We start from the raw sequence: 21,559 nt of genomic DNA on the forward strand, positions 1-21,559 counted from the left end.
CGCACCCACCGTGGCGTGGTGCGGGGGCCGCTCCGTGTCCGCGAGCCCTCCGTGCGCGAGCCGCTCCGTGTGCGGGCCGCCGGCTACTCGACGGTGACCGACTTCGCCAGGTTGCGCGGCTTGTCGATGTCACGGCCCATGGCCAGCGCCGTGTGGTAGGCGAACAACTGGAGCGGGATGCCCATCAGGATGGGGTCGAGCTCGTCCTCGTTCTTCGGCACGACGATGGTGTGGTCGGCCTTCTCCTGCTCACGGTGGGCGACGGCGAGGATGCGCCCGCTGCGGGCCTTGATCTCCTCGAGCGCGGCCCGGTTCTTCTCCAGGAGGTCGTCGTCGGGGACGATCGCGACCGTGGGCAGCGCCGGCTCGATGAGGGCGAGGGGGCCGTGCTTCAGCTCGGAGGCGGGATAGGCCTCCGCGTGGATGTACGAGATCTCCTTGAGCTTGAGGGAGGCCTCCAGCGCGACGGGGTAGCCCCGGACACGGCCGATGAACATCATCGACTGCGCGCCCGCGTACTCCTCGGCCAGCTTCTTGATCTCGTCCTCGGCCTCGAGGATCTGCCCGATCTGCGCGGGCAGCTTCCGCAGGCCCTCGATGATCCGCTTGCCGTCGGAGACGGACAGGTCGCGGATGCGGCCCAGGTGCAGGGCGAGCAGCGCGAAGGCGACGACGGTGTTGGTGAAGCACTTGGTGGAGACGACGCAGACCTCGGGACCGGCGTGGACGTACATCCCGCCGTCGGCCTCGCGGGCGATCGCCGAGCCGACGACGTTCACGACGCCCAGGACGCGCGCGCCCTTGCGCTTGAGCTCCTGGACGGCGGCCAGCACGTCGTAGGTCTCACCGGACTGGGACACGGCGACGTACAGCGTGTCGGGGTCCACGACGGGGTTGCGGTAGCGGAACTCGGACGCGGGCTCGGCGTCCGCGGGGATGCGGGCCAGCTCCTCGATGAGACCGGCGCCGATCAGGCCCGCGTGGTACGAGGTGCCACAGCCGAGGATCTTGATCCGGCGTACCCCGCGGGCCTCGCGGGCGTCCAGGTTGAGACCCCCGAGGTGCACGGTGGAGAAGCGGTCGTCGATGCGGCCGCGCAGCACGCGGTCCACGGCGTCGGCCTGCTCGGAGATCTCCTTGTGCATGTACGTGTCGTGGCCGCCCATGTCGTACGACTCGGCCTCCCACTCCACCGTGGTGGGCGTGGCCGTCGTGGTCGAGCCCTCGGTGGTGTACGTGCGGAAGTCGTCGGCCTTGAGGGTGGCCATCTCGCCGTCGTCGAGGGTGACGATCTGGCGGGTGTGCGCGACGAGGGCGGCCACGTCGGAGGCGACGAACATCTCCTTCTCGCCGATGCCCAGCACGACCGGGGAGCCGTTGCGGGCGACGACGATGCGGTCGTTGAAGTCGGCGTGCAGGACGGCGATGCCGTACGTGCCCTCGACGGACTTCAGCGCCTCGCGGACCTTCTCCTCCAGGGTGGCGGCCTGCGCCCGGGAGATCAGGTGGACCAGCACCTCGGTGTCGGTCTCGGAGAGGAAGGTGATCCCGTCCGCGACGAGCTTCGCGCGGAGCTCGGAGGCGTTGTCGATGATGCCGTTGTGGACGACGGCGACCTTGTTCTCCGCGTCGAGGTGCGGGTGGGCGTTCTCGTCGCTCGGAGCGCCGTGCGTCGCCCAGCGGGTGTGGGCGATGCCGGTGGTGCCGGCGAACCGCTTGGGCACCCGGGCCTCCAGCTCACGGACCCGGCCCTTGGCCTTGACCGTCTTCAGGGTGCCCGGCTTCCCCGCCGGGGCCTTGCCCGTGATGACGATGCCCGCCGAGTCGTAGCCCCGGTACTCCAGCCGCTGCAGGCCTTCCAGCAGCAGCGGAGCCACGTCACGCTTCCCGATGTAACCGACGATCCCGCACATAGAGTCTGCCCCTCCATCGACGTACAAGTGAGTGCCCGGCCGTCCCGACCGTTCAGTCGCCCGGCCTCTTCGCCGCCCGGCTGTTCAGCCGTAGACGATGCGGCGCAGCTGCCGGAGCGAGAGCTCCTGCGGTGCGACCGCCCGGTGCGGCAGTTCGGCCGCGATCCGCTCGAAGATCTCCGTGTTCACCAGGCCGCCGGACTGCAGTTCGCGGTGGCGGCGGCGGACGAAGTCCTCGGCCGTCTCGTCGAAGTACGCCAGCACGTCGAGGATCACCCGGACCGCTTCGCCCCGCTGGAGCGGGGTGGAGCGGATGAGGTGGTCGATGAGGTCGTCATGCGAGGCGCGGTGTTCGAGCACCCGTTGATATTGCTCGGGATGAGCGGGATTCGCAAGAAATCTGCCCGATATCGGGCAGGCGGGCACGGAAGTGTGTCACTCGATGGACTCACAGACGCTGCAGAACCGCCTGTTTCGCGGTGGTGAACTCCTCGTCGGTGAGGATGCCCGCCTCGTGCAGCTCGCCGAGCTCGCGCAGCCGGCGCAGCAGGACGTCCTGATCGTCGGGAACCGCCGCCGCCGTGCTGCTGCCGGTGCCGGCGGCAGGCCCGGCGCCGCCCTGGGGGGCGGGCAGGACGAGGGGCTTCGCTCCCGTCCGCGCGGCGGGCATCCGCACGAGTACGGCGGCCGCCACCAGCACGGCGGTGTACTCGCGCTTGGACAGCCCCCACAGGTCCAGCGCGTACGGATCGAACTTGGGCGGCAGGGAGGAGGTGACACCACCCCGGTCGAAGCGCAGGAAGCCGTTCTCCAGCCCGATGGAGGGCACCCAGCGGACCCCCGTCACCTCCGCCACGGGAAAGGACACCGCGCCACCCGAGGACTTCGCGTCCTCGGCCTTCCAGTTCCAGACGAGCCGGACCGTCTCCCCGTCGAAGGACGCCGTACCGTCCCCGCCGCCCCCGGACACGGGTACCGACGGGCCGGGGAGCAGGAAGCCGTCCACCGGCCCGTCGGGCACCTGCTCGATCAGGAGGGCGTTGCGCACCTCGTCCACGAGGTATTCGGCCACGCCCGTGCGGTCCTTCTCGACGGCGAGCTGATACGGGTCGCAGGCGTCCCTGAGCCGGCCGTCCGCGGCGCGCAGGACCGGGCACGCGCCGGTGCGCAGGCGCAGCCGCAGGCGGCCCCCCTTGCGGTCGGGCTCGAACGATATGCCCGCCACGGCCTGCAGCGGGACGGCGAACTCGCCGAGGTCCTGCCGCACCGGATGAACCCTGCCGCCGGGCACGATGCGTACCGAGTCACCGTCGAACTGCCACGTTCCGTCGCGCGTGATGATGTCCGCCATGCGGCGGATTCTGCCAGCGCGCCGGCCCGCGTACCGACTGAACGGTTCGGACCGGTTCCGCGTGCTCCCGGGATCCGCCGATCGGCCACCCCGGCGGCTCCTCCCTCGGCTGCTCCCGGCCGCGGCCACGCCGCCCCGGGCCGGGGAGTCAGCTGACCTTCTTCGCCTTCTCGATGGCCTCGGCGAGGTCCTCGAGGATCGGCGCGCACTTGGCGTACGAGTAGATGGGCTCCGTCGTGCGCGGGACGACCTGGCCGGCCTTGACGGCGGGCAGCTGGGCCCAGGTCGGCTTCGACGTCAGGGCGTCGGGCTGGAGGGCCGAGGACCGGTTGTCCATCATGATGATGTCGGCCTCGTACTTGTCCACGTTCTCCCAGCTCAGCTCCTCGAAGAAGCCGGCGGCGTTGACCTTCGGCTCGACGAACCGCACACCGAGCTCCTGGAAGTAGAGGGTGTCCGCGGACGTCTTGGCGAGCGAGACGTAGAAGAGGTCCTGGCTGGCGGAGCCGACCATGACCTTGATGTTCGGCTGCGACTTCGCGGCGGCGCGCAGCCGGGCGGCGGCCTTCTCGAAGCGGGCCTTCGCGTCGGTGACCGTCTTGGCCTCGACGTCGGCGCCGAGGGAGACGGCGAGGTCCTCGTGGCGCTGGATCGCCTTGGGGACAGTGGTCTGCGCGGCCCACAGGGCGACGCTCGGGGCCAGCTTGAGGATCTTGTCCTTGGACTGGTCCGGCACGTACCAGAGGGCGTCCTTCTCCCACATGGCGGTGACGAGCAGCTCCGGTGCGAGACCGGTGTACTTCTCGACGTTGAACTCGCCCCAGACGTTGCCGAGCACCTCGACCTTGCTGATGTCGAGGTCGCCTGCCTGGACGTCCGGCTTGCCGTCCGCGGTCTTCGTCGGGCCGAAGACGCCCTTGACCTCGATGCCGTAGTCGTGAAGAGCGGCGGCGACGCCGATGAAGGCGACGATGTTCTTCGGCACGGAGCCGGCCTTCGCGGTCAGTCCGCGGTCGTCCTTGAAGCTCCAGGGGCCGGACTTCGCGGCGCCGGTGTCCGAGCCGGACTCCTTCGTGGAGTCGTCACCGCACGCGGCGAGTACGGCCCCGAGGCCGACGGCTCCACCGGCGGCCAGCAGGCCGCGGCGGGAAAGGGAGGTGGTCCGGACGTGGGGCATGGGTGTGTCTGCTTTCGTACGCGCCGAGGGCGCCCGCCGACTGATCGAAGGTAGGCTAGCCTAACCTCACATGAGGGGGGAGGGAGGGGCAGGAGGAAGCCGCCCTCCCCGTACCGGAGAGAGCGGCTTGCCGACATCCATGCGGGCGTCCGTCCTCAGGCGTCGATCCCGAGCTCCCGTGCGATCAGCATCCGCTGGACCTCGCTCGTGCCTTCGCCGATCTCCAGGATCTTGGAGTCGCGCCACATCCGGGCCACCGGGTACTCGTTCATGAAGCCGTACCCACCGTGGATCTGCGTCGCCTCGCGCGCGTTGTCCACCGCCACCGTGGACGAGTACAGCTTCGCGATCGCCGCTTCCTTCTTGAACGGCTCGCCCGCCAGCAGCCGGGAGGCCGCGTCCCGCCACCCGATCCGGGCCATGTGTGCCCGCATCTCCATGTCCGCGATCTTGAACTGGATGGCCTGGTTGGCGCCGATCGGCTTGCCGAAGGCGTGCCGCTCCCGCGCGTACTTCACGGACTCGTCCACGCAGCCCTGCGCCAGGCCCGTCGACAGCGCCGAGATGGCGATCCTGCCCTCGTCCAGGATGCGCAGGAACTGCGCGTATCCGCGGCCCTCCTCGCCCAGGAGGTTGGCCGCCGGGACGCGCACGTCGGCGAACGACAGCTCACGGGTGTCCGAGGCGTTCCATCCGACCTTCGAGTACGGGGCGGCGACCGTGAAGCCGGGGGTGCCGGAGGGGACGATGATCGAGGAGATGCGTGGGGCGCCGTTCTCCTTGCGGCCGGTCACCGCGGTCACCGTCACCAACTCCGTGATGTCCGTGCCGGAGTTGGTGATGAAGCACTTGGAGCCGTTGATGACCCACTCGTCCGTGGCCTCGTCCAGCACGGCCGTCGTCCGGGTGCCGCCCGCGTCGGACCCGCCGTCCGGCTCCGTCAGCCCGAACGCGCCGAGTGCCTCGCCCGAACAGAGCCTCGGGAGCCACCGCTGCTTCTGCTCCTCGGTGCCGAAGCGGTAGACGGGCATGGCGCCCAGCGAGACCCCGGCCTCCAGGGTGATCGCCACGGACGAGTCGACCCGGGCCAGCTCCTCCAGGGCGACCCCGAGGGCGAGGTAGTCGCCGCCCATGCCGCCGTACTCCTCCGGGAAGGGCAGGCCGAAGAGCCCCATCCGCCCCATCTCCCGCACGATCTCGTACGGGAACTCGTGACGCTCGTAGAAGTCGCCGATCTTCGGGGCGATCACGTCGTGGGCGAACTCCTCGACGGTGCGGCGCAGTTCCTCGTGCTCGGCGGTCAGCCGATGGTCAAGGGACATGGGGTGGTCACTCCTTGTGAGAGAGGGCACGGACAGTGCGGGACGGGCTGGGCCGGCCCAGTTGTTCGGCCATCCACACGCTCGTGGCGGTGAGTGCGCCGAGATCGACACCCGTTTCGACACCGAGGCCGTCGAGCATCCACACGAGGTCCTCGGTGGCGAGATTGCCGGTGGCGCTCTTGGCGTACGGACAGCCGCCGAGACCACCCGCCGAGGCGTCCACCGTCGTCACCCCCTGCTGGAGCGCGGCCAGGGTGTTGGAGAGCGCCTGGCCGTAGGTGTCGTGGAAGTGCACGCCGATCGCGTCGGTGGGCACTCCCGACTCGTTCAGGGCGGTCAGCAGGGCCACCACGTGGCCCGGGGTGGCGACACCGATCGTGTCGCCGAGGGAGAGCTCGTCGCAGCCGAGGTCCATCAGGGCCCTCGCGACGCGGACGACCTGTCCGACCGGCACCGCGCCCTCCCACGGATCACCGAAGCACATGGACAGGTAGCCGCGCACATGCACCGCTTCCGCCCTGGCACGGGCGACGACCGGCTCGAACATGGCGAGCGACCCGTCCACCGTGCGGTTGAGGTTGCGGGCGGCGAACGTCTCGGTCGCCGAACCGAACACCGCGATCCGCCGGGCACCGAGTGCGAGCGCCCGGTCCAGCCCGCGCTCGTTCGGCACGAGGACGGGCAGAGCCACGTCCCCGACGTCCGCGACGTCCCCGAGCAGCGGGAACAGCTGCTCCGCATCGGCGAGCTGGGGCACCCACTTCGGATGCACGAAGCTGGTCGCCTCGATCGTCGAGAGCCCGGCCACGGCGAGCCGGCGGACGAACTCCGCCTTCACCTGCGTCGGGACGACGGCCTTCTCGTTCTGCAGGCCGTCACGGGCCCCCACCTCATGGATACGGATGCGGGCGGGCAGGCCCTCGGCCGGCAGGCGCATCGGCAGAGCGCTGGTCATGATTCCTCCCTCGGAGTCACCACGGCCAGGATCTGGTCCATGGCGACCGCGGTACCGGCCGTGACGTCCAGTTCGCTCACCGTGCCGGCGTGCGGGGCGGAGATGACGTGCTCCATCTTCATCGCCTCGACGACCAGCAGGCTCTGCCCGGCCGCCACCTCGTCCCCGACGGCCACCTTCACCACCGTGACCGTGCCGGGCATGGGCGCTGCGAGGGTGTCCGCGCCGGAGCGCCCGGCGCCGCCGAGCGACGCCTGGACCGGGTCGTGGTCCTGGACGTGCCAGGTGTCCCCGTCCCGGCCGAGCCAGACGCCCTCCGGGGAGGAGGCCCGGCTGAACGTACGGGTGAGGCCGTCGAGTTCCACGGTGACGTGGAGCGGGTCCGCCGCGACCAACCGCGACCCCTCCGCTCCCGGCAGCGAGGGCACCGGACCGCACGCGTCGGCCGGCTCCTCCCGGTCGCCGGCATGGCCGAACGTCAGCCGGGCCGTGCCGTCCCGCCCCGTGCGCACGCCCACGCGCACCGGGTCGTGGCCCGGGACCCGGAAGTGGTGGAAGGTCTCGGCCGGGGTCCCGCCCAGCCGCCAGCCGCTGGGCACGGAGAACGGATCGACCCAGCCCGGGGCGGGCGGCGAGGACGGCTGCCGCAGCAGTGCCGCCGCCGCGTAGACCTCCTCCGGCACACCCTCGGGCACCAGCGAGTCCACCTCGCGCTCCACCAGACCGGTGTCGAGATCGCCCGCGACGACGGCCGGGTGAGCCAGCAGCCGCCGCAGGAACCCGGCGTTCGTCGGGACGCCCAGCACCACGGTGTCCGCCAGCGCGGCCCGCAGCCGGCGCAGCGCCGTCGCCCGGTCGGGGCCGTACGCGATGACCTTCGACAGCATCGGGTCGTACGTGCTGCCGACCGGCACGCCCTCGCTGAGCCCCGAGTCCGTCCGGACCCCGCCGCCCTGCGGCTCGTGCAGCGCGAGCACGGTGCCGCCGGACGGCAGGAAGCCGCGCGCCGGGTCCTCCGCACAGACCCGGGCCTCGACGGCGTGCCCGGTGAGCGTGATGCCCGCCTGGGAGAACGGGAGCCGCTCGCCGGCGGCCACCCGCAGCTGCCACTCGACCAGGTCGAGGCCGGTGATCAGCTCGGTGACCGGGTGCTCGACCTGCAGCCGGGTGTTCATCTCCATGAAGTAGTACGAGGCGGGGTCGTTGCCCGGGACGATGAACTCCACCGTGCCCGCGCCCACGTAGCCGCAGGAGCGCGCCGCCTGGACGGCCGCCTCGCCCATCGCCGCCCGGGTCTCCTCGTCGAGCAGGACCGAGGGGGCCTCCTCGATGATCTTCTGGTGACGGCGCTGCAGCGAGCACTCGCGCTCGCCGAGGTGCACGACACCGCCGTCCTGGTCGGCCAGGACCTGGATCTCGATGTGGCGCGGCCGGTCGATCCACCGCTCGACCAGCAGCGTGTCGTCGCCGAACGAGGCGCGCGCCTCGCGCCGCGCCGCCGCGATCTCGTCCGCGAGCAGCGCCTCCTCGCGCACCAGCCGCATGCCCTTGCCGCCACCACCGGCCGAGGGCTTCAGCAGGACGGGCATACCGATCTCGCGGGCCGCGCCGGCCAGTTCGCCGTCGGTGAGCCCGCTCCCGGAGGAGCCGGGCACCACCGGGACGCCGGCCGCGGCGACCGTCTCCTTCGCGCGGATCTTGTCGCCCATCAGCGAGATCGCGGGGGCGGGAGGACCGATGAAGACGAGCCCCGCCTCCGCGCACGCCCGGGCGAAGGCGGCGTTCTCGGCGAGGAAGCCGTACCCGGGGTGGACGGCCTCCGCGCCCGTACGGCGCGCGGCGTCCAGGAGCCGCTCCACGGAGAGGTAGCTCTCGGCGGCCGGCGCGGGTCCGATGCGTACCGCCGTATCGGCCTCCCGCACATGCCGGGCGTCCGCGTCCGCGTCGCTGAAGACGGCGACCGACCGCACGCCGAGCTCGCGCAGGGTCCGGATGACCCGGACCGCGATCTCGCCGCGGTTGGCGACCAGAACAGTGCTGAACATCGAAGTCCTCACATCACATCCGGAAGACGCCGAACTGGGGGTCACCCAGCGGGGCGTTGGCACACGCGGTCAGGGCGAGCCCCAGCACCTGCCGGGTCTCCATCGGGTCGATCACACCGTCGTCCCACAGCCGGGCGGTGGCGTAGTAGGCGTTGCCCTGCTGCTCGTACTGCGCGCGGACCGGGTCCTTGAACGCCTCCTCGTCCTCGGCGGGCCACTGCTCACCGCGCCCCTCGATCTGGTCCCTCTTGACCGTGGCCAGCACGGAGGCGGCCTGCTCGCCGCCCATCACGGAGATCTTCGCGTTGGGCCACATCCACAGGAAGCGCGGCGAATACGCCCGCCCGCACATGGAGTAGTTGCCCGCCCCGTACGAACCGCCGACGACCACGGTCAGCTTCGGCACCCGCGTGCACGCCACGGCCGTCACCATCTTGGCGCCGTGCTTGGCGATGCCGCCCGCCTCGTAGTCCCGGCCGACCATGAAGCCGGAGATGTTCTGCAGGAAGACCAGCGGGACGGAGCGCTGGTCGCACAGCTCGATGAAGTGGGCGCCCTTCTGGGCCGACTCCGAGAACAGGATGCCGTTGTTGGCGACGATGCCGACGGGGTGGCCGTGGATCCGGGCGAAGCCGGTGACCAGCGTCTGGCCGTACTCCGCCTTGAACTCGGCGAACCGGGAGCCGTCCACGACCCGGGCGATGACCTCCCGCACGTCGTACGGGGTGCGGGAGTCGACCGGCACCGCGCCGTACAGCCCGGCGGGATCGACCTCGGGCTCCTCGACCGGCTCCACCGACCAGGGGAGCGCCCCGCGCTCCGGGAGCGTCGCCACGATGTTCCGGACGATCCGCAGCGCGTGCGCGTCGTCCTCGGCGAGGTGGTCGGTGACCCCCGACGTGCGGGAGTGCACCTCGCCGCCGCCGAGCTCCTCCGCCGTGACGACCTCGCCGGTGGCCGCCTTCACCAGCGGCGGACCGCCCAGGAAGATCGTCCCCTGGTTCCGGACGATGACGGCCTCGTCGCTCATGGCCGGGACGTACGCCCCGCCGGCCGTGCAGGAGCCGAGCACCGCGGCGATCTGCGGAATGCCCGCGCCCGACATCCGGGCCTGGTTGTAGAAGATCCGCCCGAAGTGGTCCCGGTCGGGGAACACCTCGTCCTGCAGGGGGAGGAACGCGCCCCCCGAGTCCACCAGATACAGGCAGGGCAGCCGGTTCTCCAGGGCCACCTCCTGGGCGCGCAGGTGCTTCTTCACCGTCATCGGGTAGTACGTGCCGCCCTTGACGGTCGCGTCGTTGGCGACGATCACGCACTCGCGGCCGCTGACCCGCCCGATACCGGCGATCACCCCGGCCGCCGGCGCGGCGCCCCCGTACAGCCCCTCGGCCGCCAGCGGTGCCAGCTCCAGGAAGGGTGAGCCGGGATCGAGGAGGGTGTCCACACGCTCCCGGGGCAGCAGCTTGCCGCGCGCCACATGCCGGGCGCGGGCCTTCTCACCCCCGCCGAGCCGTGCCGTGGCGAGCCGCGTGCGCAGCTCCTCGGCGAGCGCGTGATGCGCCGCCTCGTTGGCCTGCCAGGCCTCCGAGGCGGGATCGGCCGCGCTCGCCAGGACCGGTGCCTGCTGCATCTGTCGAGCCCCCTTGCCCGTACCGCAGTGGTCGGCCGCCCGCAGTGCGGGAGCCGGCGAAGGTTAATGAGCGTTAACGCGTCGCGCTCAGGTTAACGAGCGCTAACGCGCCTGTCTAGAATGAATCTCCATGAGCACCCATGCCGCCGACCGCAGCGCCGCCCGTGCCGTCTCCCGGGTCGCGGCCCCCACCCGCCGCGAGCAGATCCTCCGGGAGGCCGCGCGCCTTTTCGCCGAACGCGGCTTCCACGGTGTCGGTGTCGACGAGATAGGGGCGGCGGTCGGCATCAGCGGCCCCGGCCTCTACCGTCACTTCCCCGGCAAGGACGCGATGCTCGCCGAGCTCCTCGTGGGGATCAGCGAGCGCCTGCTGGAGGGCGGCAGGCTGCGCGTGACCGAGGACGCCGCCTCTCCGGGCAGCTCCCCTGAGGCGCTCCTGGACGCCCTCATCGAGGGTCATATCGACTTCGCCCTGGACGACCGGCCCCTGATCACCCTCCACGACCGGGAGCTGGACCGGCTGCGCGACACCGACCGCAAGCGGGTGCGCCGGCTCCAGCGGCAGTACGTGGAGGTCTGGGTCGAGGTCGTACGCGCCCTGTACCCCGCCCTCGCGGAGAACGAGGCCCGCGTCACCGTCCACGCGGTGTTCGGCCTGCTGAACTCCACCCCCCATCTGGCCCGCCCCGAGGCGCTCCCCGGCCGTGCGGCGACGGCCGCCCTGCTGCACCGGCTGGCCCGCGGGGCTTTCGCCGCGGCCGCGTCGTGACCGTGCCAGGTGACCGGGGGTCCGGTTCGCGCGGGCGGCAGGTGGAGTGGCCGGTCAGGCGCCGTTCCCGTCCGCTCCCCGTCTGACCTCGTCGAGCGAATCCTGCATGGCCTCCTTCGCCCGGCCGAACCAGTCGGTCAGCACGGCGATCTCGTCCGGCCCGTAGTCGGCGAACAGGGCGCCCAGGCGTGCGTAGAACGGTCCGTACACGGCGAGGATGCGCGCCTGCGCCGACTCGTCCATCACCACGTGCAGGCGCCGCCGGTCGGCCGGGTCCGCCCGGCGCCGGGCGTACCCGGCCTTCTCCAGGCGGTTGAGCACGCCGGTCACCCCGCCGGTGGTCAGCCGCGCCCGCTCCGCCAGGTCGCCGGCGGTCAGCGTCGCGCCTGCCGCGGCGGCCTCCATCACGAAACCGAGGCAGGTCAGGTCGGTGGTGTTCAGGCCGAGCCGTCCGGCGATGTCGTGCTGCCCGAACTGCGCGAGCGCGATCATCCGGTCCATCGCCTGCAGCGCCTGGTCGGCCGTCGCCTCCGGGCGCTTCTTGCCGTCCACGGGAAAACCCCTTAGTGTCTAAGTAGCTTAGTTTGTAAGTTATTGGCTCCGGGTGCGGTCCCGGTCGCTGAACTATCACACCCGAGGAGCCGACGTGAGCGCACACGGTGACTACGACCTGGGCCACACCGTGGCCGGCTGGGCCGGTACGGCCATCGGCGTCCTGGGGAGCGCCGTGCTGGGAGCGGCCGTCATCACGACGTCCGCCGCGGTGCTCCGGCTGGGCCTGGCGGTCGTCGTGCTGGCGGCCCTGACCACCTGGGTGCTGCACCTGGCGGGATGGGGGAAGCCGACCGGCCCGCGCCCCCCGGCCGGCCAGGGCTGGCGGACCCGTGACACCGCCGCCCGGCGGGGCCACCCCGGCTGCCTCGGCTGCCGGATGGCGGGCCGCGGCCGGGCGGCCGTCGTGGCGACGCCCGCGCCGTACGCCGCCCCGCAGCAGGGCGACGTCCCCGCGGGGCGCGGGGTGCGTGCGGGGGCCGTCTAGGGAGCGGCGCCACGACGGCACGCGTTCCGCCGTGCGAGACACCGGGCACACAGCGCGCCGCCGACCGCACAATGGGTGCATGCCGATACCCAGCCGAGCCGCCCTCGTCGAGCACCTCGTCCGCACCCGCATCGCCGGCGACGTCGCCACCCCCCGCGACAACAACCTCTCCCACTACCGCCAGCTCGCCAACGGCAACCGCCACTTCTGGCTGGGCCTGGAACTCGGGGACCGGTGGCGGGACGAGCAGGACGTCCTGGCCGTGATGGCCGAACGGTGCGGTGTCAGCGACGACCCGGAGCACCGGCAGGGGCAGGACACCATCGATCCGGAGCTGACCATCGCAGCCCTGGACCGGATGGCGGCCCGGCTGCGCAAGGCGGCGGACGGCGGCGAGCGGGTGCTGTTCGCGACCGGGCACCCGGGTGGGCTGCTGGACGTGCACCGGCAGACGGCGGCCGCGCTGCGGGCCGCCGGATGCGAGATCGTACGCATCCCCGGCGGCCTCATGGCGGACGAGGGAATGGTCTTCCAGTTCGCGGACGTCGCCGTCCTGGAGCGCGGTGCGACGCTCTGGCACACGCACTCCCCGGCCCCGATGGCCGCCGTCCTGGACGGTCTGGAGCGGGAGGGCCGGCCGCAGCCGGACCTGGTCGTGGCCGACCACGGGTGGGCCGGGTGCGCCGGGCAGCGCGGGCTCGACTCGATCGGCTACGCCGACTCCAACGACCCCGCGCTGTTCCTCGGCGAGGCGGAGGGCACCCTCCAGGTCACCGTGCCACTGGACGACCACGTCACCGACCCGCGTTTCTACGACCCGATGACCGACTACCTGTCTGGACGCCGCCGGGCTGCCCGGATCCGTCGACCTGGCGTAACGGGCGGAGAGCTCCCGCAGGTGAGCGACCAGCTCGGGCGGCTCCGTCACGGTGAAGTCGAACCCGAGCATGCCGAGGTGGACGGCGAGGCCGTCCAGGGAGTCGGCGCCGGTGTCCAGGACACAGGTGCCGGCGTCCAGGGGCTCCACCGCCCCGACCGCGGGATTGATCCGCTCCAGTACCGCGGCCGCCGGGGCGTGCACCACCACCCGGGCGCGATGGCGCCAGGCCGCGGCCGAGACCTTCCCCGCCACGTACGCCGCCGCGCCGCCCTCCGGGTCTTCGCGCGGCGCGAAGCGCGGGCCGGCCGGGACCCGCGGCGTGAGCCGGTCCGCCCGGAACGTGCGCCAGTCCTCCCGGTCCACGTCCCAGGCCACGAGGTACCAGCGGCGGCCCCAGTTCACGACGCGCTGGGGTTCGACCAGGCGGCGCGTGGACGCTCCCGAGTGGTCGCGGTAGTCGAGACGCAGCCGTTCGCGGTCCCGGCAGGCGGCCGTCAGCGTCATGAGGATTTCGGTGTCGACGCCCGGAGCCGGCCGGTCGGCGGGCACCGGCACGGCGTACCGCTGAAGCGCCTGCACGCGCCGGCGCAGCCGTGAGGGCAGCACCTGCTCCAGCTTGGCCAGAGCCCGTAGTGAGGTCTCCTCCATGCCGGCCATCGAGCTGTGGGCCACGTTGCGCACGGCGACCGTGACCGCGACCGCCTCGTCGTCCTCCAGCAGCAGCGGCGGCATCGCACTGCCCGCCGCCAGGCGGTAGCCGCCGGCGGAACCGCGCGTGGCGTCCACGGGGTAGCCGAGGGTACGCAGCCGTTCGATGTCGTTGCGTACGGTCCGGCCGCTCACCCCGAGCCGTTCGGCGAGCTCGGTCCCGGGCCACTCGCGCGGGGACTGGAGCAGGGACAGCAGTCGCAGCAGGCGTGCGGACGTTTCCAGCATGGCCCGGATCCTGACGCTTCATTAGGAAGGCAACGTGCCTATATGAATCCTAGGATTCCACTCATGGAGAACAGCGGCAACACCGCATCGGACGCGTCCACCACGAGCGGGACCGCGCAGGTCCGGCCCTTCCGGGTGGAGATCCCGCAGGCCGATGTCGACGACCTGCGGCACCGTCTGGAGCGCACCCGCTGGAACACCGCGGTGACGGGCCTGGACGGCTGGGCGCGTGGCGTGCCCGCCGACTACCTGAAGGGCCTCGCCGACTACTGGGCCGAGGAGTTCGACTGGCGCGGGGCCGAGGCGCGGCTGAACGAGTTCCCGCAGTACATCACCGAGATCGACGGCCAGGACATCCACTTCGCGCACGTCCGCTCCGACCGGCCGGACGCCACGCCGCTGCTGCTCGTCCATGACTGGCCGGGGTCCTTCGTCCAGTTCGTCGACGTCATCGGGCCGCTGTCCCGGGACTTCCACGTCGTCGTCACCTCCACACCCGGGGTCGGCTTCTCCGGACCCCTCTCCTCGACCGGCTGGAACACCGGCCGCATCGCGGGGGCGTTCACCGCCCTGATGGCCCGCCTCGGCTACGACCGCTACGGCGTGCAGGGCAACGGCGGTGGTGCGTGGATCGCCGCCGAGATGGGCCGGCTCGCCCCCGGGCACGTCACCGGCATCCACGTCAACGGCCTGGTCACCTTCCCCTCGGAGGACCCCGCGGACTTCGCCGGCCTCACCGAGGGCGAGCAGGCCCGGCTGGCGCGGCTGCAGGACTTCCGCGACGACAAGATGGGCTTCAACGTCATCCAGTCCACCCGGCCGGAGACGGTGGCCTACGGGCTGAACGACTCACCCGTCGGGCAACTCGCCTGGATCATGGAGAAGTTCAAGGAGTGGACGGACCCCGCCAAGGAACTGCCCGAGGACGCGGTGGACCGTGACACCCTGCTGACCAACGTGAGCGTGTACTGGTTCACCGGCACGGCGGGGTCCTCGGCCCACCTGTACTACGAGATGGCCCACGACCCGGCCGCCTGGGCGCCCAAGGAGCGGGGCACCGTCCCGACGGCGGTGGCTGTCGCCCTGCCGTCCGATGTCGCGATCCGCCGGTTCGCCGAGCGCGATCACCACGTGGTGCGCTGGACCGAATTCGGCCGCGGTGGCAACTTCCTCTCCCTGGAACAGCCGGAGCTGCTGGTCGAGGACGTGCGGGAGTTCTTCGCGGACCTCGCGGACCTCGCGGCCCTCGGCTGACCGGGGACGGCCGAGCGGAGTGGGCCGGCCGGAGACGGCTGCCGGGGGCGGCCGGCCCGTCCTCAGGCCTCTGCGGGGCGCAGGCGTACGGGCAGGGACCGGTGGCCGTTGCTGATCAGCGAGGCCATCGGTTCCAGCTCCCCGGCCCGAACGGCGAGTTCGGCGTCCGGGAACCTTCCGAAGAAGGCGCGCAGCGCGGTCTCGCCCTCCAGCCGTGCCAGTGCCGCCCCGAGGCAGAAGTGGATGCCGTGGCCGAAGGCCAGGTGTTCCTTGGTGAGGCGCGTGACGTCGAAGCCGTCGGGATCCCGATGCCAGCCGGGGTGGCGGTTGGCCGCCGCGTAGGAGGCGAGGATCGCCTCGCCCTTCAGGATGGTCCGCCCGTCGGGCAGCGGGATGTCGGTGACGGCGAACCGCAGGGGCAGGTGTTTGACGGGCGGCTCGTGACGCAGGGTCTCCTCCACCACGTCCGCCCAGGTGGCGCGGCCCTCGCGGACATGGGCGAGCTGTTCCGGGTGGGTGAGGAGGGTGGTGACGGCCTGGTCGACCAGGTTGACCGTCGTCTCGTAACCGGCGTTGATCATCAGGAGCAGGGTGTCGCGCAGTTCACCCTCGCTCAGCGCGGGCCCGCCCTCACCGCCCTCCTCCGCGCGCACGGCGATCAGCGCGGAGGTCAGGTCGTCGCCCGGATCGGCCCGCTTGGTGGCGATGAGGTCTTCGAGCATCGCGTACAGCCGCTGGTTGTTGCCGGCGGCCTGCTCGGGGGTGAGCATGGTGTCGAACACCCCGTCGACGAGTGCGCGGAAGTCGGTGCCCCGGTCCTCCGGCACTCCCATGAGGTGCCCGATGACGGCGATGGGCAGCGGATACGCGAGCCGCTCCCGCAGCTCCGCGCTCCCGCCCGGAGGCGTCGCCTCCAAGACGTCGAGGAGTCCGTCCACGATGTCCTCGACGACCGGTTTCAGCGCGGCCATGCGCCGGGCGCTGAGCGCCGGGGCGACGATGCGGCGCAGCCGGCGGTGGTCGCCTCCGTAGGCGGTGAACATGTTGGTGGCGGCGACCCACAGGGCGAGCGGCCAGGTCTGTACGGCCTCGTCGAACCCGGGCCAGTGCCGGCGCCCGTCCTTGGAGACGTCCGGACTGGTCAGCAGCTCCTTGAGCAGCACGGGATCGGTCACGGACCAGGCCTTCACCCCGAGTATGTCGATGCGCGCCGCAGGCCCCTGGGCACGGAGCAGGCGGTGTTCGGCGTCCGCGTCGCGGGCCGCGGGGTCGAGGACGATGGGCGCTGCGTGCTGGGTCACGGCGGGGCTCCTCGGTCGGCGGGATCCGACAGGGACCTGCCCACGGCCGACGGCCCGGACCCCCGCTCTCGGACGCACTCCCACCGTCCCGTTGTGCGACCGGCTCGCTCGGCGTCCGCCCGCGTACGGTCACCCGCCGGAGCGTGCCGCCGACCGCTGTGCGCGCCCCGGGGTCGGGTCCAGATACACCCGCTGGATCGACGGGTACCGTTCCCGCAGTTGCTGCGCCGCCTCCTCGCAGGCCCACTCGATCTCCTCGGCGGTCGACGCGTCCCGGAAGTCGACCTTCGCCGCGACCAGCGACTCGGCCGGCCCCTGGATCAGGGTGGTCAGCTCCACCACCTCGACGATGTGCGGCACGGACAGCAGCTCCTCGCGCACCCCGGCCCGCATCTCCGCCGGGAGCGGCCGGCCGATGAGCAGCTGGGCGTTGGACCGGCAGAGCACCCAGGCGACGTAGACCAGCAGGACGCCGATGAGGATCGACGCGATGCCGTCCCAGACCCCGGATCCCGAGAGCTGTCCTCCGAGCAGGCCACCGGCGGCCAGCAGGAGGCCTGCCAGGGCCGCGGAGTCCTCCATCACCACCGCCTTGACGGCCGTGTCGGGGGTCCGGCGCAGGTAGCGCGGGGCGGGCATCCGGAGCCGGGCCGCCTCGCCCCTGACCTGCCGGATCCCCGTGCGCAGAGAGAAGCCCTCCAGCAGGAAGGCGACCGCGAGCACGAGGTAGGAGACGAGCGGATCGCCGAGCTCCTCCCCCCGCGTCAGGGTGTGGACGCCGTCGTACAGGGAGAAGACCGCTCCGCCGACGAACGTGGCGACGGCCGCGAGCATCGCCCAGATGTACCGCTCGGGGCCGTAGCCCAGCGGGTGGTCCTCGTCGGCGGGCTTCCCGCTGCGCTTGAGCGCGGTGAGGAGCATGACCTCGGTGACCGTGTCGGCGACCGAGTGCGCGGCCTCGGAGAGCATCGCACTCGAGCCGCTGATCAGACCCGCCACCACCTTGGCCACGGCGATGCCGAGGTTGGCGGCCGCCGCGACGACGACGGTGAACACCGACTCGCCGTCGGATCCCCGGCCCTGGCTCTTCTCGTCACTCATGGTGGCGAGTATGTCCCCATATCGAGCGCTCAGTCCCTCGGGACGCGGACCACGCCTTCCTGGATCACGGTGATGGCGAGCTGTCCGTCCGCCGTGTAGATCCTGGCCTGGCCGAGACCTCGCCCGCCGGACGCCGACGGCGACTCCTGGTCGTACAGCAGCCATTCGTCCGCCCGGAAGGGCCGGTGGAACCACATCGCGTGGTCGAGGCTCGCGCCCACCACGTCGCCCACGGCCCAGCCCCCGCGCCCGTGGGCGAGGAGCACCGAGTCGAGCAGCGTCATGTCGGAGACGTACGTCGCCATGCAGACGTGCAGCAGCGGATCGTCGGCCAGCTTGCCGCGCGTGCGGAACCACACCTGGGACCGTGGATCGCGCGGTTCGCCGACGCTGGCGAAGGGCGGGGCGTCCACGTAGCGCAGGTCGACCGCCGCACGTGCCTCGATCAGCCGGTCCACGACCGTGGGGTCGCTGAAGCGGTCCGCGTACCGCGGGAGCATCTGCTCGGCGGTGGGCAGCGTCTCCGGGTCCGGGGCGGACGGCATGGCCGCCTGGTGGTCCATGCCCTCCTCCTGCACCTGGAAGGAGGCCGAGAGGTGGAAGATCGGCTTGCCGTGCTGGACGGCGACGACCCGGCGGGTGGTGAAGGACCGCCCGTCGCGGATCCGGTCGACGTTGTAGACGATCGGCGCACCGGGATCCCCGGCACGCAGGAAGTACGCGTGCAGGGAATGCGTACCCCGGTCCGGCGCGACCGTACGGCCCGCCGCGACCAGGGCCTGGGCGGCCACCTGGCCGCCGAACACCCGGGGCACGACCGCCGAACGGCTCGTGCCCCGGAAGATGTCCTGCTCGATCTGCTCCAGGTCGAGCAGATCGAGCAGGGAGTCGAGTGCTGAGCTCATGGAGAGAAGGTAGCCGCTCTACAGGCCCATGGACTTGGCGATGATCGACTTCATGACCTCGCTGGTGCCGCCGTAGATGCGGTTGACACGGTTGTCCGTGTACAGGCGTGCGATCGGGTACTCGTTCATGAAGCCGTAGCCACCGTGCAGCTGGAGGCAGCGGTCGATCACGCGGTGCGCGACCTCGGTGCAGAACAGCTTCGCCGAAGCGGCCTCGGCGGCGGTGAGCTCACCGGCGTCGTGCGCGTCCATCGCCCGGTCGACCACGGCCTCGGCCGCGTCAACCTCGGCCTTGCAGGCGGCCAGTTCGAACTTCGTGTTCTGGAAGGACGCGACGGTCTTGCCGAAGACGGTGCGGTCCTGCGTGTACTGCTGGGCGAACCGCACGGCGGCGGCTGCCTGGGCGTACGCGCCGACGGCGATGCCGAGGCGTTCCTGCGGAAGGTTCTGGCCGAGGTAGGAGAAGCCCTTGTTCTCCTCGCCCAGCAGGTCCTCGACGGGCACCTTCACGTCCACGAAGGCCAGCTCGGCGGTGTCGGAGACCTTCAGGCCCAGCTTGTCGAGCTTGCGGCCGACCGAGTAGCCCTCGGACTTGGTGTCCACGACGAGGAGCGAGATGCCGTGCCTGCGGTCGTCCGCCTTGGGGGCGTCGGTGCGGGCGCAGACGATGACCTTGTCGGCGTGCACACCACCGGTGATGAAGGTCTTGGCGCCGTTGAGGACGTAGTGCGTGCCGTCCTCGGACAGCTTGGCGGTCGTCTTCATGCCGGCCAGGTCCGAACCGGTGCCCGGCTCGGTCATGGCTATCGCGTACATCGACTTGCCGCTGACGAAGTCCGGAAGCCAGCGCTTCTTCTGCTCCTCGGTGGCGTACGCCTTGATGTACGGCAGGCAGAGCAGGACGTGCACCCCGGAGCCGCCGAAGGAGACGCCCGCGCGCGCGGTCTCCTCGTACAGGATCGCCTCGAACTTGAAGGACTCCTCGCCCGCGCCGCCGTACTCCTCGGGCACCTCGATGCCGAAGATGCCCAGCTCGGCGAGCTTGTAGTAGAAGTCGCGAGGCGCCTGGCCCGCCGCGAACCACTCGTCGTAGACGGGGACGACCTCGGCCTCGATGAAGGCGCGGATGGTCTCCCGGAACGCCTCGTGGTCCTCGTTGTAAACCGTACGGCGCACGGGGTGCCTCCTCAGTCGGCTTCAGCTTCAGCTTCGGGCAGGATGGCTAAGCGCTTGCTCAGTCCTGGTCAGAAGTTACCCGGCAGTCACGGTGGCTGTCCAGGGTGATGCTGAGCACGCCGGCTCCCGAAGGGGCCTTCTGCGGGCGGGAGACGCGACGAACACCGCACGCCCCGGGATGCCTGACCGGGGTGTGCGGTGCTCGTCCTGCTGCGGGAGGGGCGCGTGAGGGCCGCGCGCGGGCGGTGCGGGGGCCGTGCGAGGGCGGTGCGGGGCCTACTGGGGCTTGAAGGAGCGGATCTGGTAGCTCCCCTGGAGGTTGCCGCCCTGGCCCGAAGGGGTCGAACCGACACGGGAGTTGTAGTTCGTCCCGGTGTAGTACTGCACGCGGTGGCCGGTCGCGTTCCACACGGAGCGGACGTTCTCGCCCCGCTGGATGAACGAGCAGTTGTCCGCGGTGTTCGCCTTCCGCTCGTCCGGCCACTGGCAACGGGTCCCGCCGCCGTTCCAGTCGCTGTACATGCAGAAGTTGCCGGGGCTGCAGCTGAACGCCGCAGGGGCGACCCGGGCTGCGTCGTCGGTGGCGGTGGCGGTGGCGGTGGCGGCCCCTGTGCCGAGCCCGAAGGCCAGGGTGATCGTGGCGGCGGCGAGTGCGGTGATGCGGTGCAAGGCGGAGAACCTTCCTCTGTCCGGTGACCCGTTTCCGGTGATCGACAGCAGCGTGGCATGGCTGTGACCTGCACCGTCAGGGGCCGAATGGGGGGCGTCCGAGGCTCGCGGGACGACCGGGCGCACGCCTTCGCACCCCGGCGCTGACGAGCGGCCCGGTCGATGTCGGTGGCGTCGTGCAGGATCGGTTCGACGGATCACCGAGCGGACAGAGGGATCGCTGTGGCGATCACGAACGGGCGCATGACCGAGTACGCGTTCCTGCGCGGGCTGTACGAGGACGGCTACTTCCCCGACCAGGTGGTGGACAAGGGCAGGGCCGTCCTGATCCGGCTCTGCGAACGCATCGAGGCGCAGCGGCCGGCGGACCTGACTGCCCTGTACGCGCTCACCCATGCGGCGACGGAGGAGTTCAACGGCCTGGAAGCCGAGTTCGAGGCGGCCGGCAGCGAGATCGAGACCGTCGCGCGCGAGGAGATAGGCGAGAACTTCTGGTACATCGCCACCGCGTACGGCTTCGCGGAGGCGGACGTGGAGGAGCTGATCGCACCCCGGGAATGGTGACCGACGGCATGACCCACGGAGCGGCGGAGGGGGCGGCCCGGCGGCGGCAAGTACACGGTCACGCCCACGAAGGTGCGATGGGGACGGCGGCCGACGTGGACGACTCCGGGCCTGGACACAGCCGAGCTGCCGGGCCCCAGGACCCGTGTACATCTGGTCCACGCTCACCCACAAGATCAGGACGGACCGAGGGGACCGTGCCAGGGGCCTTTTCGTTCTCATGGGCGATGCCACCTGGCCGAACTGCCCACCCCCCCCCGGAATCCGATAAGAAGCTGAACGCGGGGGAGGCGGCGGAGATCTGTACGGCGTTTCTGATCTCCGCGGGCGAGAAGGCGGAGGCCGTTGCACACACACGGGCTTCAGCGGTGAAACGCTGGAGTGGCCACTCAAACTGGCGCTGGAGGCCAGGCAGCTGGAGGCCATCGCTTACGTGGGGAACTCGCCGCACCAGTTGCGTCCGAGGAGGGTGGCGGGCAGGTACTCGGACTCGACTTCGATGGGGATGCCGGCGTCGTGGGCGATGCAGGCCATGGCGAGGGGAGCGAGCGCGATGAAGCCGGAGGGGCACG

The 21,559-nt window shown here is 71.5% G+C and carries 18 protein-coding genes and 3 pseudogenes; 5 read left to right on the plus strand and 16 right to left on the minus strand.

The genetic code is table 11. From position 1 onward, the window contains the following. Positions 1-83: 83 nt before the first annotated feature. From glmS to QFZ58_RS23800, 8 genes are all read right to left on the minus strand, one after another. Positions 84-1,913, minus strand: coding sequence for a glutamine--fructose-6-phosphate transaminase (isomerizing) (gene glmS, locus QFZ58_RS23765; RefSeq protein ID WP_307126927.1), 1,830 nt, complete (start codon positions 1,911-1,913; stop codon positions 84-86). A gap of 84 nt (positions 1,914-1,997) precedes the next feature. Next, positions 1,998-2,273 (minus strand): hypothetical protein, encoded by a 276-nt coding sequence (locus QFZ58_RS23770; protein ID WP_307126928.1) that lies wholly within the window; start codon positions 2,271-2,273, stop codon positions 1,998-2,000. A gap of 88 nt (positions 2,274-2,361) precedes the next feature. Beyond that, entirely contained in the window at positions 2,362-3,264 is a 903-nt protein-coding gene (locus QFZ58_RS23775) for a DUF4429 domain-containing protein (RefSeq protein ID WP_307126929.1), read from the minus strand. Positions 3,265-3,412: 148 nt separating this feature from the next. Beyond that, positions 3,413-4,441 (minus strand): ABC transporter substrate-binding protein, encoded by a 1,029-nt coding sequence (locus tag QFZ58_RS23780; RefSeq protein WP_307126930.1) that lies wholly within the window; start codon positions 4,439-4,441, stop codon positions 3,413-3,415. A 155-nt stretch (positions 4,442-4,596) separates the two neighbouring features. Next, entirely contained in the window at positions 4,597-5,763 is a 1,167-nt protein-coding gene (locus QFZ58_RS23785) for an acyl-CoA dehydrogenase family protein (RefSeq protein WP_307126931.1), read from the minus strand. Between the two features lie 7 nt (positions 5,764-5,770). Beyond that, entirely contained in the window at positions 5,771-6,718 is a 948-nt protein-coding gene (locus tag QFZ58_RS23790) for a hydroxymethylglutaryl-CoA lyase (protein WP_307126932.1), read from the minus strand. Then, the gene (locus tag QFZ58_RS23795; RefSeq protein ID WP_307126933.1) at positions 6,715-8,763 is read right to left on the minus strand and encodes a biotin carboxylase N-terminal domain-containing protein; all 2,049 of its coding nucleotides are present in this window, start codon (positions 8,761-8,763) and stop codon (positions 6,715-6,717) included. The genes QFZ58_RS23790 and QFZ58_RS23795 overlap by 4 nt, the downstream gene beginning before the upstream one ends. A 13-nt stretch (positions 8,764-8,776) precedes the next feature. Further along, entirely contained in the window at positions 8,777-10,393 is a 1,617-nt protein-coding gene (locus QFZ58_RS23800; RefSeq protein ID WP_307126934.1) for a carboxyl transferase domain-containing protein, read from the minus strand. 130 nt (positions 10,394-10,523) lie between these two features. On the opposite strand from QFZ58_RS23800, the gene QFZ58_RS23805 reads away from it, so the two are divergent. Beyond that, entirely contained in the window at positions 10,524-11,162 is a 639-nt protein-coding gene (locus QFZ58_RS23805; RefSeq protein WP_307126935.1) for a TetR/AcrR family transcriptional regulator, read from the plus strand. Between the two features lie 54 nt (positions 11,163-11,216). Here the strand turns inward: QFZ58_RS23805 and QFZ58_RS23810 are convergent, their stop codons facing one another. Next, the gene (locus QFZ58_RS23810; protein WP_307126936.1) at positions 11,217-11,714 is read right to left on the minus strand and encodes a MarR family transcriptional regulator; all 498 of its coding nucleotides are present in this window, start codon (positions 11,712-11,714) and stop codon (positions 11,217-11,219) included. A gap of 94 nt (positions 11,715-11,808) precedes the next feature. On the opposite strand from QFZ58_RS23810, the gene QFZ58_RS23815 reads away from it, so the two are divergent. Beyond that, entirely contained in the window at positions 11,809-12,201 is a 393-nt protein-coding gene (locus QFZ58_RS23815) for an HGxxPAAW family protein (protein ID WP_307126937.1), read from the plus strand. 79 nt (positions 12,202-12,280) lie between these two features. Further along, a pseudogene (locus tag QFZ58_RS23820) lies at positions 12,281-13,079 on the plus strand (phosphatase). On the opposite strand, the pseudogene QFZ58_RS23825 reads toward QFZ58_RS23820, so the two are convergent. Beyond that, a pseudogene (locus QFZ58_RS23825) lies at positions 13,049-14,017 on the minus strand (helix-turn-helix transcriptional regulator); the annotation flags it as partial. The pseudogenes QFZ58_RS23820 and QFZ58_RS23825 sit on opposite strands and share 31 nt — an antisense overlap. Before the next feature lie 63 nt (positions 14,018-14,080). Between QFZ58_RS23825 and QFZ58_RS23830 the strand changes: the two are divergent. Further along, the gene (locus QFZ58_RS23830; RefSeq protein ID WP_307126938.1) at positions 14,081-15,271 is read left to right on the plus strand and encodes an epoxide hydrolase family protein; all 1,191 of its coding nucleotides are present in this window, start codon (positions 14,081-14,083) and stop codon (positions 15,269-15,271) included. Between the two features lie 62 nt (positions 15,272-15,333). On the opposite strand, the gene QFZ58_RS23835 is transcribed toward QFZ58_RS23830, so the two are convergent. The 5 genes from QFZ58_RS23835 to QFZ58_RS23855 form a co-directional block, all read right to left on the minus strand. After that, a complete protein-coding gene (locus QFZ58_RS23835) occupies positions 15,334-16,572 on the minus strand; it encodes a cytochrome P450 (protein ID WP_307126939.1) in 1,239 nt (412 codons plus the stop codon). A gap of 129 nt (positions 16,573-16,701) precedes the next feature. Then, a complete protein-coding gene (locus QFZ58_RS23840; protein ID WP_307126940.1) occupies positions 16,702-17,673 on the minus strand; it encodes a cation diffusion facilitator family transporter in 972 nt (323 codons plus the stop codon). 29 nt (positions 17,674-17,702) lie between these two features. After that, the gene (locus QFZ58_RS23845; RefSeq protein ID WP_307126941.1) at positions 17,703-18,578 is read right to left on the minus strand and encodes an acyl-CoA thioesterase II; all 876 of its coding nucleotides are present in this window, start codon (positions 18,576-18,578) and stop codon (positions 17,703-17,705) included. 18 nt (positions 18,579-18,596) lie between these two features. Continuing rightward, positions 18,597-19,754, minus strand: coding sequence for an acyl-CoA dehydrogenase family protein (locus QFZ58_RS23850; RefSeq protein WP_307126942.1), 1,158 nt, complete (start codon positions 19,752-19,754; stop codon positions 18,597-18,599). Positions 19,755-20,030: 276 nt separating this feature from the next. Further along, positions 20,031-20,423 (minus strand): peptidase inhibitor family I36 protein, encoded by a 393-nt coding sequence (locus tag QFZ58_RS23855; protein WP_307126943.1) that lies wholly within the window; start codon positions 20,421-20,423, stop codon positions 20,031-20,033. Positions 20,424-20,666: 243 nt separating this feature from the next. Here QFZ58_RS23855 and QFZ58_RS23860 point away from each other — a divergent pair, with 243 nt between their 5' ends. Further along, a complete protein-coding gene (locus tag QFZ58_RS23860; protein WP_373428579.1) occupies positions 20,667-20,987 on the plus strand; it encodes a DUF5713 family protein in 321 nt (106 codons plus the stop codon). A gap of 429 nt (positions 20,988-21,416) precedes the next feature. On the opposite strand, the pseudogene QFZ58_RS23865 reads toward QFZ58_RS23860, so the two are convergent. Beyond that, positions 21,417-21,548, minus strand: a pseudogene (locus QFZ58_RS23865) (Imm49 family immunity protein); the annotation flags it as partial. Positions 21,549-21,559 lie beyond the last annotated feature (11 nt).

It is taken from the genome of Streptomyces sp. B1I3, assembly GCF_030816615.1.
Classification (GTDB): domain Bacteria; phylum Actinomycetota; class Actinomycetes; order Streptomycetales; family Streptomycetaceae; genus Streptomyces.

Coding starts and splice junctions, on each gene's coding strand:
- glmS (WP_307126927.1), bottom strand. CDS start 1,913: ATGTGCGGGATCGTCGGTTACATCGGGAAGCGTGACGTGGCTCCGCTG.
- QFZ58_RS23775 (WP_307126929.1), bottom strand. CDS start 3,264: ATGGCGGACATCATCACGCGCGACGGAACGTGGCAGTTCGACGGTGAC.
- QFZ58_RS23780 (WP_307126930.1), bottom strand. CDS start 4,441: ATGCCCCACGTCCGGACCACCTCCCTTTCCCGCCGCGGCCTGCTGGCC.
- QFZ58_RS23785 (WP_307126931.1), bottom strand. CDS start 5,763: ATGTCCCTTGACCATCGGCTGACCGCCGAGCACGAGGAACTGCGCCGC.
- QFZ58_RS23790 (WP_307126932.1), bottom strand. CDS start 6,718: ATGACCAGCGCTCTGCCGATGCGCCTGCCGGCCGAGGGCCTGCCCGCC.
- QFZ58_RS23795 (WP_307126933.1), bottom strand. CDS start 8,763: ATGTTCAGCACTGTTCTGGTCGCCAACCGCGGCGAGATCGCGGTCCGG.
- QFZ58_RS23800 (WP_307126934.1), bottom strand. CDS start 10,393: ATGCAGCAGGCACCGGTCCTGGCGAGCGCGGCCGATCCCGCCTCGGAG.
- QFZ58_RS23805 (WP_307126935.1), top strand. CDS start 10,524: ATGAGCACCCATGCCGCCGACCGCAGCGCCGCCCGTGCCGTCTCCCGG.
- QFZ58_RS23830 (WP_307126938.1), top strand. CDS start 14,081: ATGGAGAACAGCGGCAACACCGCATCGGACGCGTCCACCACGAGCGGG.
- QFZ58_RS23840 (WP_307126940.1), bottom strand. CDS start 17,673: ATGAGTGACGAGAAGAGCCAGGGCCGGGGATCCGACGGCGAGTCGGTG.
- QFZ58_RS23845 (WP_307126941.1), bottom strand. CDS start 18,578: ATGAGCTCAGCACTCGACTCCCTGCTCGATCTGCTCGACCTGGAGCAG.
- QFZ58_RS23860 (WP_373428579.1), top strand. CDS start 20,667: ATGACCGAGTACGCGTTCCTGCGCGGGCTGTACGAGGACGGCTACTTC.